This window comes from Actinokineospora globicatena (assembly GCF_024171945.1).
Classification (GTDB): Bacteria; Actinomycetota; Actinomycetes; order Mycobacteriales; family Pseudonocardiaceae; genus Actinokineospora; species Actinokineospora globicatena.
Genome location: NZ_JAMTCR010000005.1, coordinates 16,199 through 33,171, shown reverse-complemented (window position 1 = coordinate 33,171; position 16,973 = coordinate 16,199). Strand labels below are relative to the sequence as shown.

General features: G+C 70.3%; 15 protein-coding genes and 2 tRNA genes. 4 read left to right on the top strand and 13 right to left on the bottom strand.

Annotated elements, in window-relative coordinates:
- Positions 1-10: 10 nt before the first annotated feature.
- From LV79_RS23790 to LV79_RS23750, 9 genes are all read right to left on the bottom strand, one after another.
- Positions 11-928 (bottom strand): amidohydrolase family protein, encoded by a 918-nt coding sequence (locus LV79_RS23790; protein ID WP_253840473.1) that lies wholly within the window; start codon positions 926-928, stop codon positions 11-13.
- Entirely contained in the window at positions 929-1,405 is a 477-nt protein-coding gene (gene smpB / locus LV79_RS23785; RefSeq protein WP_092783158.1) for an SsrA-binding protein SmpB, read from the bottom strand.
- 30 nt (positions 1,406-1,435) lie between these two features.
- Positions 1,436-2,338: a permease-like cell division protein FtsX gene (gene ftsX / locus LV79_RS23780; RefSeq protein WP_092783155.1), complete on the bottom strand. Its 903-nt coding sequence runs from the start codon at positions 2,336-2,338 to the stop codon at positions 1,436-1,438.
- Positions 2,339-2,487: 149 nt separating this feature from the next.
- The gene (ftsE, locus tag LV79_RS23775; protein ID WP_092783152.1) at positions 2,488-3,177 is read right to left on the bottom strand and encodes a cell division ATP-binding protein FtsE; all 690 of its coding nucleotides are present in this window, start codon (positions 3,175-3,177) and stop codon (positions 2,488-2,490) included.
- An 87-nt stretch (positions 3,178-3,264) separates the two neighbouring features.
- Positions 3,265-4,365, bottom strand: a complete 1,101-nt coding sequence (gene prfB, locus LV79_RS23770) for a peptide chain release factor 2 (RefSeq protein ID WP_253840472.1) — start codon at positions 4,363-4,365, stop codon at positions 3,265-3,267.
- A gap of 51 nt (positions 4,366-4,416) precedes the next feature.
- Positions 4,417-4,917: a PadR family transcriptional regulator gene (locus LV79_RS23765; protein WP_253840471.1), complete on the bottom strand. Its 501-nt coding sequence runs from the start codon at positions 4,915-4,917 to the stop codon at positions 4,417-4,419.
- 730 nt (positions 4,918-5,647) lie between these two features.
- Positions 5,648-5,721: transfer RNA gene (locus LV79_RS23760), tRNA-Met, on the bottom strand.
- 459 nt (positions 5,722-6,180) lie between these two features.
- Positions 6,181-6,254: transfer RNA gene (locus LV79_RS23755), tRNA-Met, on the bottom strand.
- A 164-nt stretch (positions 6,255-6,418) separates the two neighbouring features.
- Positions 6,419-9,406: a UPF0182 family protein gene (locus LV79_RS23750; protein WP_253840470.1), complete on the bottom strand. Its 2,988-nt coding sequence runs from the start codon at positions 9,404-9,406 to the stop codon at positions 6,419-6,421.
- Between the two features lie 176 nt (positions 9,407-9,582).
- Between LV79_RS23750 and LV79_RS23745 the strand changes: the two genes are divergently transcribed.
- A complete protein-coding gene (locus LV79_RS23745) occupies positions 9,583-10,098 on the top strand; it encodes a PPA1309 family protein (RefSeq protein ID WP_253841173.1) in 516 nt (171 codons plus the stop codon).
- Here LV79_RS23745 and LV79_RS23740 read toward each other — a convergent pair.
- Positions 10,095-11,198: a YlbL family protein gene (locus LV79_RS23740; RefSeq protein ID WP_253840469.1), complete on the bottom strand. Its 1,104-nt coding sequence runs from the start codon at positions 11,196-11,198 to the stop codon at positions 10,095-10,097. The genes LV79_RS23745 and LV79_RS23740 overlap by 4 nt on opposite strands.
- Before the next feature lie 79 nt (positions 11,199-11,277).
- Between LV79_RS23740 and LV79_RS23735 the strand changes: the two genes are divergently transcribed.
- Positions 11,278-12,600, top strand: a complete 1,323-nt coding sequence (locus tag LV79_RS23735; protein ID WP_253840468.1) for a zinc-dependent metalloprotease — start codon at positions 11,278-11,280, stop codon at positions 12,598-12,600.
- Between the two features lie 84 nt (positions 12,601-12,684).
- Here the strand turns inward: LV79_RS23735 and LV79_RS23730 are convergent, their stop codons facing one another.
- Entirely contained in the window at positions 12,685-13,215 is a 531-nt protein-coding gene (locus LV79_RS23730) for a M48 metallopeptidase family protein (RefSeq protein ID WP_253840467.1), read from the bottom strand.
- 110 nt (positions 13,216-13,325) lie between these two features.
- Between LV79_RS23730 and LV79_RS23725 the strand changes: the two genes are divergently transcribed.
- Both LV79_RS23725 and LV79_RS23720 read left to right on the top strand, forming a co-directional pair.
- A complete protein-coding gene (locus tag LV79_RS23725; RefSeq protein ID WP_253840466.1) occupies positions 13,326-14,423 on the top strand; it encodes a TOMM precursor leader peptide-binding protein in 1,098 nt (365 codons plus the stop codon).
- A 148-nt stretch (positions 14,424-14,571) separates the two neighbouring features.
- The gene (locus LV79_RS23720; protein WP_253841172.1) at positions 14,572-15,879 is read left to right on the top strand and encodes an ABC1 kinase family protein; all 1,308 of its coding nucleotides are present in this window, start codon (positions 14,572-14,574) and stop codon (positions 15,877-15,879) included.
- Between the two features lie 4 nt (positions 15,880-15,883).
- Here the strand turns inward: LV79_RS23720 and LV79_RS23715 are convergent, their stop codons facing one another.
- Positions 15,884-16,057 (bottom strand): hypothetical protein, encoded by a 174-nt coding sequence (locus LV79_RS23715; protein WP_253840465.1) that lies wholly within the window; start codon positions 16,055-16,057, stop codon positions 15,884-15,886.
- Positions 16,057-16,929 carry a class I SAM-dependent methyltransferase gene (locus tag LV79_RS23710; protein WP_253840464.1) on the bottom strand — a complete coding sequence of 291 codons (873 nt, stop codon included), beginning with the start codon at positions 16,927-16,929 and terminating at the stop codon, positions 16,057-16,059. Before LV79_RS23710 ends, LV79_RS23715 begins: the two co-directional genes overlap by 1 nt.
- Between the last annotated feature and the right edge of the window lie 44 nt (positions 16,930-16,973).

Here is a 16,973-nt window from a genome sequence, read left to right as displayed (position 1 = left end):
CTGAGCGGGGCTATGTTCCCCCGGGGTGTTCGCCCTGAGCGAGCAGCCGGGCCCCCGTGTCGTGCAACACCGCCCGCAGGAACGGTTCACCCAGGCCAGGGGCCTGCGCCCAGTCCGCGATGGCCCGCAACTGCTCGGCGTACGGGTACGGGATGCTCGGGAAGTCCGTGCCCAGCACCACCCGGTCGGCCAGGTCGACCAGCCGAGCCGTCCAGTCCGGCGGCAGCGGGTTCGACCCGAGGGTGAACCCGACCCCGACCATCGTGGTGTCCAGGTGCACCCGCGGGTACCGCTCCGCCAGGTCCAACGCCCGGGAGATCTCCGGCATGCCCGCGTGCGCCAGAACCAGCGTCAACCGGGGGTGGCGGCGCAGGACCTCTTCGAAGACGGACAGCCCGGTGTAATCGCCCGGAAGCGGACCGTGTCCACAGTGCACGACCACGGGTACACCCGCGTCCGCCAGCATGCCCCAAGCTGGGTCCAGGAGGGCGTCTCGCGGGTCGTAGGCCCCGACCTGGACATGAGCCTTGACGCACCGCGCGCCCGAGCGCAGAGCGGCTTCCAGGTACCGCGACACCGTCGGTTCGGGATAGACGGTCGCGGTCGACACGGCCTCGGGCACGCGCGCGGCGAACTCGGCCACCCACTCGATGAGCCACTCGGCCATCCCGGGCTTGTGCGGGTACACCAGCGGCGCGAACCGGACCACGCCGAGGTCGCGCAGCGTCGCCACCCGTTGACTCTCCGACGTCCGGTAGTGGATCGGCCACGCCGTGCCGTAGGTGCGCTCGGCCTGGTCGAAGTACGCCCACACCTTGCGCTGGACCGGCTCGGGCAGGAAGTGCACGTGCAGGTCGACCAACCCCGGCACCCCGAGACCCCGAAACCAGTCCGGGACCTCGGCGTCGGTGCCAGGCGGCCCGTCCACCTACCCCATGCCCTTGGCCCGGCGCCCGACCGCCTTGGCGATCTCCCGGTTGGCGTCGCGCTTGGCCAGGTCCTGCCGCTTGTCGTAGGCCTTCTTGCCCTTGGCCAGCGCCAGCTCGACCTTGACCTTGCCGTCGGAGAAGTACATCGACAGCGGGACCAGCGAGACCCCGGACTCCTTGATCTTGCCGATCAGCTTGCCGATCTCGGCCCGGTGCAACAGCAGCTTGCGGGTGCGCCGCGGCTCGTGGTTGGTCCAGGTGCCCTGCGTGTACTCCGGGATGAACAGGTTGCGCAGGAACACCTCACCGTCGTCGACGGTGGCGAAGGCGTCGACGATCGACGCCCTGCCCTCCCGCAGGCTCTTCACCTCGGTGCCCACCAGGACCACACCGGCCTCGTAGGTGTCGATGACCGCGTAGTCGTGCCGGGCCTTGCGGTTGGTGACGATCGCCTTACGGCCGCGTTCCTTAGCCATGACGGTCAACTCTACGCAGCACGGGCCGGATCAGGTGCGGACGTACAGGCGCAGCGTGACGTAGCCGGTGAACGCGGACACGCCGATCGCGATCAGCAGCAGGATCGGCGAGACGAAGGCCAGGTCACCGGCCTCGACCGACTTCACCACACCGGACTTGATCGGCTGCGCCAGCACGTCGTCGAGGAAGGCCAGCTTCGCGCCGACCAGCATGGCTATCGCCACGAGGGCGCCGATGATGCCGGTCACCACCGCCTCGAGCAGGAAGGGCAGCTGCGTGTACCACCGGGTCGCGCCGACCAGCCGCATGATGCCGACCTCGGTCCGCCTGGTGAACGCCGAGAGCTGCACCGTGTTGGAGATCAGCAGCAGCGCCGCCACCGCCATCACGCCCGCGATGAAGAACGTCGCGTTGCGCACCCCGTTGAGCGCGCTGAAGAACCGGTCCAGGAACTGGCTCTGGTCGCCGATCGAGTCGACCCCGGCCTTGCCCTTGTAGGTCTGGATGATCACCTCGGGCCGGTCCGGGTCCTTGAGCCGGACGTTGAACGAGGACGGCAGCGCCTCCGGGCGGGCCAGCTTCACCAGCTCCGGCTGCGCCTCGAAGATCCGCTTGAACCGCTCGTAGGCCTGGTCGCGGTTCTCGAACTCCACCCGCTCCACCGCCGGGTCGGACTCCAGCTGCGAGCGCAGCCCCCGGCAGGGGTCGGCCTTGCAGTCCTTGTCCGAGGCGGACACGTCGTTGGTCAGGTAGATGTTGACCTCGACCTTGTCCTGGTAGAGCTCCTTGGTGTTGTCGATCATCCGCACCACCAGCAGGCCACCGCCGAGCAGCAGCAGCGAGATGGCGGTCGTGATGATCATCGCGATGGTCATCGTGATGTTCCGGCGCAGACCGGTCACGACCTCGCTGAACACGAAGCTGGCACGCATCGGGCTGGGCTTCCTCGCTGTTTCCGGGGTGGTGCTGGCGGGCTGGGGCTACTGCGTTCGGTCACGTCCCGCTGGCGACGACCGGCTCGCCAGGTCGGGAACGATGCCGGGCGGGGACGAGGGGGCGGGCGGCGGTGACTCAGACTCGGCTATCGACCGACGCCGTAGACGCCCCTGGCGTCGTCGCGGACGACGCGACCGAGGTCGAGCTCCACGACCCGGCGGCGCATCGAGTCCACGATGGAGTGGTCGTGCGTCGCCATCAGGACCGTCGTGCCGGTGCGGTTGATCCGCTCCAGCAGCAGCATGATGTCCTGGCTGGTGTCGGGGTCCAGGTTCCCGGTCGGCTCGTCGGCGAGCAGCATCAGCGGCCGGTTGACGAACGCCCTGGCGATGGCCACCCGCTGCTGCTCACCGCCGGAGAGCTCGTGCGGCATCCGCTCGGCCTTGCCCTCGAGGCCGACCAGCTCCAGCACCTCGGGCACCACCTTCTTGATGGTGTGCCGCGGCTTGCCGATCACCTCCAGCGCGAAGGCCACGTTCTCGGCGACGGTCTTGTTCGCCAGCAGCCGGAAGTCCTGGAAGACGCAGCCGATGGACTGGCGCAGCCGGGGCACCCGGCGCCGGGCCATCCTGGTCAGGTCGAAGTTCGCCACGTACACGCGCCCCTTGCTGGGGACCTCTTCGCGCAGCAGCAGCCGGAGGAAGGTCGACTTACCCGAGCCCGATGGGCCGATCAGGAAGACGAACTCACCCTTGTCGACCTGCACGGAAACGTTCTCCAGGGCAGGCCGGGTGGAGGTCTTGTAGACCTTGGAAACCTGTTCGAGCCGGATCACGGTCGGCGAGTCTACCTTCGGTTGTTATCGAGCCGTAGCCTTGGTGCCCGTTACGGTCCGCGCTGGTCACCGATGGTGGCCAGGCGGTCACACGCCGGTCTTGCGCCAGCGGATGCCGGACTCCAGGAACCCATCGATGTCGCCGTCGAGCACGGCGGCCGGGTTGCCCACCTCGTGCTCGGTGCGCAGGTCCTTGACCATCTGGTACGGGTGCAGCACGTAGGTGCGCATCTGGTTGCCCCACGACCCGCTCGAGGAGTCCTTGAGCGCGTCCATCTTGGCCTGCTGCTCCTGCCTGCGCCGCTCCAGCAGCTTGGCCTGCAGCACCGCCATCGCGCTCGCCTTGTTCTGCAGCTGCGAGCGCTCGTTCTGGCAGGAGACCACGATGCCGGTCGGGATGTGGGTCAGCCGGACCGCGGAGTCGGTGGTGTTGACGCCCTGCCCGCCGGGACCCGACGAGCGGTACACGTCGACCCGCAGGTCCTTCTCGTCGATGTCCACGTGGTCGGTCTGCTCGACCACCGGGACCACCTCGACCGCGGCGAACGAGGTCTGCCTGCGGCCCTGGTTGTCGAACGGCGAGATGCGCACCAGCCGGTGGGTGCCCTGCTCCACGGAGAGGGTGCCGTAGGCGTACGGGGCGGCGATCTTGAACGTGGCCGACTTGATGCCCGCCTCTTCGGCGTACGAGGTGTCGTAGACCTCGATGGGGTAGCCGTGGCGCTCCGACCACCGCAGGTACATGCGCATGAGCATCTCGGCGAAGTCCGCGGCGTCGACGCCACCGGCCTCCGAGCGGATGGTCACCAGCGCGTCGCGGCCGTCGTACTCGCCGGAGAGCAGGGTGCGCACCTCGAGGGAGGAGATGTCGGCCTTGAGCTTGTCCTGCTCGGCGACGGCCTCGGCCGTGGCGTCGTCGTCGCCACCCTCCTCGGCCAGCTCGTAGAGCACCGCGAGGTCGTCGAGCCGCGAGCGCAGGTCCTCGACCTTGCGCAGCTCACCCTGGCGGTGCGAGAGCTTGCTGGTGACCTTCTGCGCCGAGTCCGGGTCGTCCCACAGGTCCGGGCGAGCCGCCTGTTCCTCCAGGTCCGCGATCTGCGCGCGCAACCCCTCAAGGTCCATCACCGCCTCGACGTTGGCCAGCGAGGTGGACAGTTCCTTGAGGTCAGCGGCGACGTCCGGGTTCACGTCGGAAAAGACTACGCGGACACGGGCGCCGCCGCTGCGGCGGTAGCCGGGTCAGGACTTGGGGATGGAGTCCAGCAGCTTCAGCACGGCCTTGGCCCGCGCCACGCCGAACTCGGCGATCGCCTTGGCGTACGGGTCCTCGGCGGTCTTCACGGCGGTCTTGGCCGCCTCGTGCTCGCCGTTGTAGACCTGCTTGGCCGAGTCGATCAGGCCGACCCGCTGCTTGGCGGTCAGCGTGCTCGCGTGCACCAGGCGCAGGATCAGCGGGCTGCGCAGGTGGTCGGGACCGGGCTCGCCACCGAGCCAGGTCTTGAAGGCCTTCTTGCCAGCCGCGGTGATGACGTACTGCTGGCTGGAACGGGGACCCTGCTTGCCCAGCCGGACGAGACCGGCGTCGGCGAGCGCGGGCAGTTCGCGGTAGACCTGGCTGCGGGTCACGCTGAAGAAGGAGCCGAAGCGCTCCCTTGCGGCGGACACCAGCTGGCCACCGGTCTGCGGGCCCTCGTGCAGCAGGCCGAGCAGGGCGGCGGCGGTCGCATTCAGTTCAGACACAAGACCACGGTCCCACGACACGGCCGTGCTGTCCACAGTGGCCATGTGCGCCAGTCCACAGTGGCTGATCGACCGCGACACCCCGATGGACATCCGACCCGGGACCGATCAGCGGACGACAGGTGTCCACGGTTGGCCCAAAACCGGACTATCCCACGTGGACTCGGCGGGCTTGCTCCCCCGAAGGAGTGGATCTCTTCCCAGCGGGCTACCCGTTCGGCCCAGTGGTGGGTGGGCGAACCGTAGTCGGCGCAGGACGCGGGTTTCCGCCGGAAAATACCCGCCATTGTGGTCCAGATCACCCTGACGGCGGCAGCTTCAGGACCGGAAACCGCCGGTCCACACCCGCCCAGCCAGTGCGTTCACCTCGCGACTGTCACACTAAGACCTCTTTGCTGGTCCTGAATGGACCCCGCCCGCGCATCTGTTCCACCCAAACGCATCACCCACCCTCGCGTGCCGATGCACGCGCATCCACCCCACCCCCCGCGCCGCGCCACCCGCCCCCCGCAACGTCCACTGAGGACTAACCCCCAGTTGATCCCGCACCCGCGCGAAAACCCCCCCGAGCGCCCCCTCGGACCAGACGATGACAAACCCTCACCATCGCCCGCGTCCCCCTCCCACCCGAGAGGACCGTCCACCCCCACCCACCACACCGCACACCCACTCCGCCCCAAATAGAAAATGGCGGCACTCCCATTCCTGGAAGTACCGCCATAATCCTTTGTAGCGGGGACAGGATTTGAACCTGCGACCTCTGGGTTATGAGCCCAGCGAGCTACCGAGCTGCTCCACCCCGCGGTGGTAAAAACCACTCTACACACCCCCCACAACCCACTTTCACCGGGGTCCCCAATCCCCCTAACCCCACCCCACGCCCTCCGCACCACCCCGCCGCCACTCACTCAATGCGCCGGGCCGCCAGGCCCGAGCGGGCTCCCCTGCTACGCGCTCGTCCCTCGCGCTACCCCACCCCACTCGATGCGCAGGGCCCCCAGGCCCAAGCGAGTTCCCCAGCTACGCGCTCGTCCCTCGCGCTACCCCACCCCACTCGATGCGCAGGGCCCCCAGGCCCAAGCGAGCCTCCCCCGGCCCCGCCACGCGCTCGCCCCTCGCACTACGCGCCCCCCAGCCCCGCTACGCGCTCGTCCCTCGCACTACGCCCCCCTCGCACCGTGGGGGCGTGGGGGGTCGCCCCCCAAATACAATGCGAAAAGGCCCCTTATCCACGCTTTCCGTGGATAAGGGGCCTCAGCCTTGTAGCGGGGACAGGATTTGAACCTGCGACCTCTGGGTTATGAGCCCAGCGAGCTACCGAGCTGCTCCACCCCGCGTCGGTAGTTGTAACAGTACACGCGTGGTGGCCTGGCAGCAAATCAGGGTGGCTTTAGGTGAGTGGGGTCACCACCGGGGTCCGTTTTGGGCGCTCAGCGGCCCGGAAAAGGCGGCAGGCCCGCCACCGCGGGTGCGGGGCGGGCCTGCCGTGAGTGGTGCGGGATCAGCCGCCTGGGGCCGGTGTGGGCGATGGTGATGCGCCCGGCGAGGACGGTGCGGTCGTCTGGCCGCCCGCCTTCGCCTTGGCCTCGTCGTACTGCTTGGCGGCGGCGTCCAGTTCGGCCAGCGCCTTGCCCTGCTCGGTGAAGTCACCGTCGCGCTGGGCTTGGCGCAGGTGTGCGATCGCCGCGTTGAGCGACTGCACGGCCTGGTCCAGCTCGCTGCCCCCGGTGCCCGGTGATGGGGTCGTGGTCGGCGTTGTGGACGGCGCTGAGGTGCTGCTCGGTGGGTTCGGTGTCTCCCCCGGCTTGGGCGCGATGTCACCGGTGCCCTTGCCGAACACCTCGTCGAGCGCCTCATCGATGGTCGGCGCGAACCCGACCTTGTTGCCGAAGGACACCAGGACTCTCGCCAACTGCGGGAACGCGTTGGCGTCCTTGCGCTGGATGTAGATCGGCTCGACGAACAGCAGACCACCCGCGACCGGCAGCGTCAGCAGGTTGCCGAACCTTGGCGCGACACTGGGGTTGTTGAACAGCGTTCGGTTCTCCGCGACCTCCGGTGTGGTCTGGAACCGGTTCTGCACCTGACCGGGACCCTCCACTTGGGCCGCCCCGGAGGTGGGTAGTCGCAAGACCCTGATCTGCCCGTAGTCCGCCGGATCGGAGGACACCGACACCCAGGAGGCGAGGAACTGCCGGTTGAGCGAGTTCAGCGCGCTGGTGATCTGGAAGGTCGCCTTGGTCTGGCCGGGCGCCTGGGCGAGCACGTAGTACGGCGGTTGCTTGGCGCCGTTGTTGGCCGCGTTGGACGCGCCGTCCTCGGTCGGGTCGGCCGGGACGTTCCAGAAGGTCTTCTGCGAGAAGAACTCGACCGCGTCGGACACGTGGTACTTGGAGAGCAGTTCGCGCTGGACCTTGAACAGGTCCTCCGGGTAGCGGAAGTGCGAGCGCAGGTCGTCGGAGATCTCCGAGGACGGCAGCACCGTGCCGGGGAAGACCCCCTGCCACGCCTTGAGCACCGGGTCGTCGTCGGTGATCGAGTACAGCTTCACCGTGCCGTCGTAGGCGTCGACGGTGGCCTTGACCGAGTTGCGGATGTAGCTGATGGTGCGGTTGTCCTGCCGGACCACGCCGTCGAGCGAGTCGGTGGTCGCCTCGCCGAGCGAGGTCCGCTGCGCGTACGGGTAGTTCTCCAGCGTGGTGTAGCCGTCGATGATCCACAGGATCTTCCCGTTGACCACCGCCGGGTACGGGTCGCCGTCGAGGGTCAGCCACGGCGCCACCGAGCTCACCCGGTCCCGCGGGTTGCGGTTGTACATGATCTTGGCGCCGTCCTCGATCTGCGACGAGAACAGGATGTTGCGCTCGGTGTAGTGCGCGGCGAAGACGAGCTTGTTGAACAGCCCGTCGATCGGCACACCGCCCGCGCCGGTGTAGCCGAAGGTGCTGGTGGAGGTGTCGTACTCCAGCGGGCGGCCGTTGTCCTTGCCGCCGACGATGGCGTAGTTGTCCGTCGCCAGCTCACCGAAGTAGATGCGCGGCTGGGTCACCTTGATCGGGCCGTCGTTGGTCAGGTCGCTGACCTTGAAGACCGGGTAGCCGCCCTGGTCGTTGGAGTCCTGCAGCGCCGAGTTGATGGTGTTGGCAGGCGCGGCCACGAACCCGTTGCCGTGGGTGAAGACCATGTGCCGGTTGATCCAGCCGCCCTGGGTCTCGGTGAGCCCGGAGGTCTTGATCTCGCGCGCGGCGACGATGTAGTCCTGGGTCTTGCCGTCGATGGTGTAGCGGTCGACGTCGAGCTTCTCCGGGAAGCCGTAGAAGTTCTCCCGGCCCTCGCGCTGGGTGAAGGTCGGCGCCAGGATGTTCGGGTCGAGCAGGCGCACGTTGGAGATGGTGTTGGAGCTGCTCTGCTCCGAGCGGATCTTGGCTGGCGAGACGTCGGTGGTACCCGCGTAGTCCTCGGTCTTCACCGTCTTGTCGGTGAGCCCGTAGGCCAACCTGGTCGCCTCGATGTTGCGCTGGATGGACAGCGATTCCTTGGTGTTCTCGTTGGGCCGCACCGAGAACTGCTGGATGACCGCAGGCCAGGCCGCGCCGACCAGGATGCCGGAGAGGATCAGCAGCGCGGTCGCGATCGCGGGCAGCTGCAGGTTGCGCAGGAACGCGCCTGCGAAGAAGGCCACCGCGCAGAAGCCCGCGATGAACATCAGGATCAGCTTGGCGGGCAGCACCGCGTTGAGGTCGGTGTAGTTCGCGCCGCTGAACAGGTCGTGCTTGTTGAACAGCAGCTCGTAGCGCTCGAAGAAGTAGTCGACCGCGTAGACCAGCACGAACACGCCCGCGGTGATGGACAGCTGCATGCGCGCCGGGGCGGCGAGCTGACCGCCCTTGCCCGCGAGCCGGATCCCGCCGAACAGGTAGTGCGTGACCAGCGCGCCGAAGAAGGCGACCGCGACGGTGACGAACAGCCAGCTGATCAGCCAGGTGATGAACGGCAGGGTGAAGGCGTAGAAGCCGATGTCGATCTGGAACTGCGGGTCGCGCACGCCGAAGTCGCCGCCGTTGAGCAGCAGCTGGATCTGCTGCCAGTCCGACTGCGCCGCCGAGCCCGCGATCAGGCCCATGATCACCGGCAGGCCGATGCCGAAGAGCCGGACCCGCTGCACGATGGTGGAGCGGTAGCGGGCGAGCGGGTCGTCCGCGCTCGACACCGGCACGAACACCGGGCGGGTGCGGTAGGCCACCCACAGGCTCACCGCGAGGGCGCCGCCGACGAGGGCGCCGACGGCGAAGAACAGCGCGATCCTGGTCCACAGCACGGTGGTGAACACCGAGGTGAACCCGACCTCACCGAACCACAACCAGTTCACGTAGGTGCTGAGCAACCGGGACCCGACCAACAGCAGCAGGATCAGCGCGGCGGCGATGATGAGCAAGATCCGACTGCGCCGGGACAGCTTCGGCAGACCGATCGGGGGCCGAGTGGCCACTGGGCACGCTCCAGGTTCGCTGGCTTTCGACGTTCACCACGGACGAGCTGGGCCGTCCTGGTTGTTCAACTCTATTAGGGCCGGTCCGGGTTCCCGCGCGGGTGTCCGAAATGTGTGGATGGCTCGGCGCGTTGTGGACAACCCGGGTGCCCGCGGGCCGCGCGGGCCCTGCCACCATGTCCGGCGTGAGCACCCAGGACCTGCCGACCGCCGCCCGCGAGGTGGAGGAGTTCGTCGCGACCGGGGGCTGGGACCAGCCGCCGCAGCTGTTCGCGCTCGTGCCGACCGGGCACCTGCTGCGCGAGCAGCCCGACCTGGTCGGCCAGGTCGACCCGGACGCGGCGCTGACCCCGATCGCGCAGGACGCGCTGCCCGACGGCGACCTCGGCGCGGCGCTCGGCACGATCCTGTGGCCCGAAGCGGTCCTGGGCTGCGCGCTGGCGCAGGAGATCGTGATGCTGCCCCCGGAGGCGGAGGCCGAACTGCCGGACGCGGACACCGACGCGGTCAGCGCCGTGGCGGCCAGCCACCCGGCGGCGCGGGAGGCCCGGCTGGTGGCCGCGGTGCTGCGCGACGGGTCCGTCGCCTGCGTGCTGCGGCTGCGCTCGGTCGCCGATGGCGTCGACGAGATCGTCGAGCACCCCGGACTCGCGCAGAACCTCACCACGGCGCTGCTCGACACCTTCCGCTAGCAGCTCGGCACCGGTCGACCGGCCTTGATGTCCTTGAGCGCCTGGACGGCGCCGTCCAGGGTGGACACCCGCACCAGGCGCAGCCCCTCGGGCGCGTTGTCCTTGGCCTCGGCGCAGTTGCCGTCCGGGACCAGGAACACCTCGACGCCCGCCTCCTTCGCGGCGACCATCTTGAACGGGATGCCACCGATGCGGCCGACGTTGCCCGCCGCGTCGATCTCCCCGGTACCCGCGATGGTGGCGCCACCGGCGAGGTCGTCGTCGCTGAGCCGGTCGACGATGGCCAGCGCGAAGATCAGGCCAGCCGACGGGCCGCCGACGTTCTGCAACCGGATGGTGGTCTTGAAGGCCACGTCCGGGCGCTCGCCCGCGCCGAGGCCGATGAAGCCCTCGTCGCGCTTCTCCTGGCCGAAGTCGGTCGCGTTCGCCAGCGTGATGGTGGCCGTCTGCTCCTTGCCCTCACGCTTGTAGGTGATGGAGATCCCCTGCCCGGGTGTCGTGCCCGCCAGCGCGGCCCGCACGTCACCGGCGGCGGTGACGTTCTTGCCGTTGACCACCAGCAGCTGGTCACCCGGCGCGAGCACCTTGTCGGCGGGGGCGCCCGAGGTGATCTGCTCGGCGATGACCTTCATCGGGTACTTGAGGTGGCGCAGCGCGGCGATCTCGGCGTTGCTCTGCGAGTCCTGGAACAGCTTGGTGTTCTGCTCCTCGATCTGCTCCTCGGTCTCCCCCGGGCGGAAGTAGTCCTCGCGCGGGGCGACCGCGTACCGGCCGCTGACCCACAGGCCGAGCGCGCCGAACAGGGTGATCTCGTCGTTGACCGACACCGTGGTCATCCGCAGCTGACCGGTCGTCTGGTGGCTCTGCTCGCCCTCGATGCGCACGATCGGCACGCCGTCGACGTCACCGAGGGTGTCGTAGGTCGGGCCGGGGCCGAGGGAGACGTAGGGGATCGGCACCAGCAGGCCGACCAGCAGGAACGCGACCGTGAGCACGGCGCTGACCACGATGGTCCACCCGCGCCGGGTGAGGCCCGCGCGCACCAGCCGCGCGTCCGGGCTCGGTGGCGGGGGTGTGGGTGACTCGGGTGCGGTGCTCACGACGTCACAGGGTACGTGCGTTCGCCGAGGGCGGATCACCGGACGGCGCGCGTGCCCGAATGCCGCGTACCGTGGACACATGAACGAGTTCCCGTTCGGCTTCAACATGCCGAACCCCGACGACCCTGACCGTGGCAAGCAGGGCGGCGACGGCCAGGAGAACCCGTTCGACCAGCTCGGGCAGATGCTCAGCCAGCTCGGCCAGATGATGAGCCAGGCCAGCACGTCGAGCGGTCCGGTGAACTACGACCTGGCCAAGCAGATCGCGGTGCAGAAGCTCGCCGGGCAGATCGGGTTCACCGCGCCCGCGGAGGCGCACACGGCGGTCACCGACGCGGTGCACCTGGCCGAGATGTGGCTCGACCCGGTGACGACGCTGCCCGCCGGTGCCACCAGCACCAAGGCGTGGACGGCCAAGGACTGGGTGGAGCACACCCTGCCGACCTGGCAGCGGCTGTGCGACCCGGTGGCCAAGCGGATGGCCGGTGCCTGGGTGGAGGCGCTGCCCGCCGAGGCCAAGGCGCAGGCCGGTCCGCTGCTGGCGATGGTCGGGCAGATGGGCGGCATGGCCTTCGGGTCGCAGCTGGGCAACGCGCTGGCGCAGCTGGGGTCGGAGGTGCTGACGGTCACCGACATCGGGTTGCCGCTCGGCCCGGACGCGACCGCGGCGCTGCTGCCCGCCAACATCGAGGAGTTCACCAAGGGCCTGGAGCGGCCGGCCAGCGAGGTGATGGTGTTCATCGCCGCCCGCGAGGCGGCCCACCAGCGGCTCTTCGCGCACGTGCCGTGGCTGCGGCAGCGGCTGCTCGGTGCGGTCGAGGAGTTCGCCAACGGCATCAAGGTCGACATCTCCGCGCTGGAGGAGCTGGCGACCCAGGTCGACCCGGCGAACCCGGCCACCATCGAGCAGGCCATGCAGTCGGGCATGCTCGAGCCGAAGACGACCCCGGAGCAGCAGGCCGCGCTGGCCCGCCTGGAGACCCTGCTCGCCCTGGTCGAGGGCTGGGTGGACCTGGTCGTCGGCGAGGCCGTCACCGACCGCCTCCCCGGCGCCGACGCGCTGCGCGAGACCATGCGCCGCCGCCGCGCCTCCGGCGGCCCCGCCGAGCAGACCTTCGCCACCCTCGTCGGCCTGGAACTGCGCCCCCGCAGGCTCCGCGCCGCCACCGCCCTCTGGCGCATGATCACCGACCAGCACGGCATGACCACCCGAGACGGCCTCTGGGCCCACCCGGACCTCATGCCCACCGCCGAAGACCTCGACGAACCCATCGACTTCACCCAACGCCTCGGCGCCACCCCGGCGGACGACCCGATCGCCCAACTCGAACGCACCGAACAGTCCGAACGCGCCGCGGACGAAGACAAGCCCGAGGAAGACAAGACCGGGGACGACAAGTAGGTGCAACCGAGGTCGGGTCCCGGTGCTCACCCACCGGCACCCGACCTCGCGTCATTCCGTGAAGTCCCAGCTAGCGAGCTCGACCTACTCCACCGTCGAGATCCCCCAGCCAGCGGCGGCGGAGAGGCCCTCCAGGTAGCCGACGGCGCGTTCGGTCCTGGGGTAGGCGTGGACCAGTTCCCAGAAGTCGGGGCCGTGGCCGGGGACCAGCAGGTGGGCGAGTTCGTGCACCAGGACGTAGTCGAGGACCCAGGCGGGGACCTCGCGCAGGCGTTCGCTGACGCGGATGGTGCGGTCGACGGGGGTGCAGGAGGCCCACCTGGTGCGCATCGGGGGGACCCAGCGCACCGAGCGGGGTAGGCACTGGCCGCTGAAGTAGTTGGCGGACAGCTCGCCGCAGCGTTCGAGCAGGGCGGAGTCCGAGGTGCGGGCCGGGGAGCGGCGCTTGGTCTCGCTGCGCAGCAGCCTGCGCTGCATCTCCTGCACCCAGTGGGCTTCCTCTTTCTTGGACAGCCTCGCCGGGATGAGGACGATCACGGTGTCACCTTCGCGGTACGCCGTGACGGTGCGGGTTCTGCGTTTGCTCCGGCGCACCTCGACGCGGGGTTCGGCCACGGCACAACCGTAAGGGTCGACACCGACACTCCGGGAGGACCGGGCGGGTGTGACTCTCCACCTGTGGACAACTCGATCCGCCGTTCGGCCCAACCGGGCACCCTGGTGCCATGCGTGGACGAACCCTGCCCCGACGGCCCCGGTTGCTCGCCGGTCTCGCCGTGTTGCGCCGCCGCGAGGGCGAGCTCCAGATCGGCCTCGACCCCCGGTGCGCGCTGGTGCTCAGCGGCCTGCCCGAACCGGTGGCCGCGGCGACCATCGGGCTCACCGGTGGCCGCACGACCGACGAGCTGGTCGCGGGCGTGGACCCACCCCACCGGCGGATGCTGAGGGCGCTGGTCAGCGACTTGGTCGACCACGGCCTCGTCGACGACGCGGCGGCTCCCGGCTGGCAGGTGCCGCCCCGGTTGGCCGCCGAGGCGCTGACCTCGGCGCTGCACCCCGGGTTGCCGCCGCCCGGCGTTCGCGCGGGACTACGCGTGCGGGTCGACGGTGACGGCAGGCTCGCCGTCGCCGTGGCCCGGTTGCTCGCCGCGTCCGGGGTCGGCCGGTTGCAGGTGACCGCGCGCGGGTCGGTGCGGCCGGAGGACGTGGGCACCGGGTACAGCGGCGCCGATGTCGACCGGCCGCGTGTGGTCGCCGCGCACGAGGTGGTCAGCGGCGCCGACCACGCGGTCCGGATCCGGCGGTTCACCCGGTTCCGACCCGATCTGGTGGTGCTGGCCGACGCCGTGGTGCCGGAGCCCGCGACCGCGCTCGCCCTGGCCGACGCGGGCCAGCCGCACCTGGCGGTCGCGGTGCGCGACGGCATCGGGATCGTCGGACCGCTGGTCGTGCCCGGCGTGAGCAGTTGCCTGCACTGCGCCGACCAGCACCGCACCGACCGCGACCCGTGTTGGCCGGTGCTGGCGACCCAGCTCGCGGGCCGTCCCCAGCCCGCCGACCTGGCCGCCGCCAACGCCACCGCAGGTCTCGCCGTGGCCCAGGTGCTGCGCGCCGCGGCGTGGTTGCGGGAGCCGACCGACCCGACGCCGAGCACGTGGAACACCACTGTGGAGCTCGACCCGGTGGCGGCGACGATCAGCCACCGGCGGTGGCCGCCGCACCCGGACTGCCCGTGTGCCGCCGCGACCAGGCCCGACTACCGCCACCTGATCCGGTCACGCGGGCGCGGCCGTACCGCCAAGGAGGCCACGCAGGGTCACTGACCACCAGGGCCGGGGCTTTCGGCACCGCTGTCCGGTTCCGCGCTCCGAGCTGGGCGAAGACGGCGGGTGTGAGCCTGCTTCCGATATCCGGACCGCTAAACACCTGCGATCGCGGCGCGGGACGGGGGACAATCGGGTGGTGACCGAGATGCCACGCAAGACCGCCGCGCGGACCGCTCGGCTGGCCAGCATCCCGCTCGGGGTCGCGGGCCGGGCGGTCGGCGGCTGGGGCAAGCGGCTGGCCGGGCAGAGCGCCGAGGCGGTCAGCGCCGAGCTGTCCGCGCGCACCGCCGAGCAGTTGTTCGCCGTGCTCGGGCAGCTCAAGGGCGGCGCGATGAAGTTCGGCCAGGCGCTGTCGGTGTTCGAGGCGGCGGTGCCCGACGAACTGGCCGAGCCGTACCGGGAGGCGCTGACCAAGCTGCAGGCCGCGGCGCCGCCGATGAGCGCGCAGACCACGCACCGGGTGCTGGCCCAGCAGCTCGGCCGGGGCTGGGCGACGCGGTTCACCGAGTTCTCGGACATCCCCGCGGCGGCGGCGAGCATCGGCCAGGTGCACCGCGCGGTCTGGCACGACGGGCGCGTGGTGGCGGTCAAGGTCCAGTACCCCGGCGCGGACGAGGCGCTGCTCTCGGACCTGCGCCAGCTGCAGCGGTTCAGCCGGTTGTTCCAGCCGTTCGCCCCGGGCATGGAGATCAAGCCGCTGCTGCAGGAGCTCACCGACCGGATGGTGGAGGAGCTGGACTACCGGGCCGAGGCGGAGAACCAGCGCGCGTTCGCCAAGGCGTTCGCCGGTGACCCGGAGGTGCTGGTGCCCAGGGTGGTGGCCAGCGCGCCGAAGGTCACCATCACCGAGTGGGTGGACGGCCGCCCGCTCGCGTCGATCATCCGCGACGGCACCCGCGAGGAGCGCGACACCGCGGGCAGGCTGCTCTCGGAGTTCCACTTCTCCTCGCCCGCCCGCGCGGGGCTCCTGCACTCCGACCCGCACCCGGGCAACTTCATGCTCACCGCCGACGGCAGGCTGTGCGTGATCGACTTCGGCGCGGTGGCCAGGCTGCCCGAGGGCCTGCCCCGGCCGCTCGGCGCGATGACCCGGTTGTCGCTGCAGGGCCGCTCGACGGAGCTGATGGAGCTGATGCGCGACGAGGGCTTCATCCGCGAGGGCATGCGGCTCGACCCCGACCACGTGCTGGCCTACCTGGCGCCGTTCGCCGAGCCCGCCTCGGTCGAGACGTTCCACTTCACCAGGGCGTGGATGCAGCGGCAGGCCGAACGCGTCGGCGACCTGCGCGGGCAGGACTTCAAGACCGGCCGGTCGCTGAACCTGCCGCCGCAGTACCTGCTGGTCCAGCGGGTGACCGCGGGCGCGACCGGCATCCTCTGCCAGCTCGACGCCCAGTTCTCCATGCGCGCGATCATCAGCAGGTGGCAGCCGGGCTTCGCCGACGAGGACTGAGCGCTCACCAGTAGTCGGCGGGCAGCTTCCCCTCGATGTCGCGCACGTGCTTGCGGGCGCACTCGGGGCACAGCCACGTCTGCCCGCGCTCGTCCTGTTCGGACACCCAGGCCAGCGCGCGCACCGGCGGCTCGCCGTCCCTGGTCCGACCGCACAACGAGCAGGTCACCTCAGCCATCACGCCACCGATCCCAGGTAGACCGTCGACGCGCCGAGGACGAACACGTCGTTGCGATCCACCACCCAATCAGGGCTGTCCGGGTCGAGCAACCGCCGCAACGTCGTCTGGTCGGCCGCGCCAAGCCGCTCCCCCGCGATCGCCGCGAGTCCCCCGAGCCAGTCGGCCACCGCGCGGCGGACCGCGGGTGGGGCGGGCGCGGGCAGGTCGACCAGGTAGCTGAACGAGGTCACGTCCACCAGCCCGGCCTTGACCAGGGCGAGGTTCCAGCCGAGCGGGAGCCGCGTCGAGCCGTCCATGGTGGCCCGCATCCCCGCGAACCACGCGTCCCTGGCGGCGAGCAATCGGTCCTGCAACCCGGGTTCGCCGAGACCGAGGTCCCAGGGCAGGCAACGGGAGTTGAGCCCGCCCTCACGCAGCGCGAACAGGCCGCCGGGGTTCAGGAGTCCGGTGAGCGCGGTCAGGCAGGCGAGCTGGTCGGGCATGTGGTGCACGACCCCGGACGCCCACAACAGGTCGCCCGCGGGCACCAGCGACGGCAACTCCGGGTCCAACGCGTCGGCCAGCACCGTGACCACAACAACCCGATCCCCCGCGGCCGCCTTCACCCGCTCCGCCGCCACCGCCAGCAGCACGGGCTCCGCGTCGACCAACACAATCCGCCCACCCTCATCCCCCATCGCGTTGGCCAGGGCAACCGCCATCCCCCCAGCCCCCGACCCGACGTCAACCACCGTCGGCCGCCCCGGCGAAAGCGCCAACAACCGCCTCGCCACCGCCCCGAGCGCCTCCCCCTCGACCTCATCAGCCCGCCGCAGGTGCCCCACCCGAGCCGCCCAATCGATCCCGTCATGGGTATGCGCATGCGCCATACCCCGACGCTAGGCGCGGCGACCGCATCGGGAAAGTCAGAGCG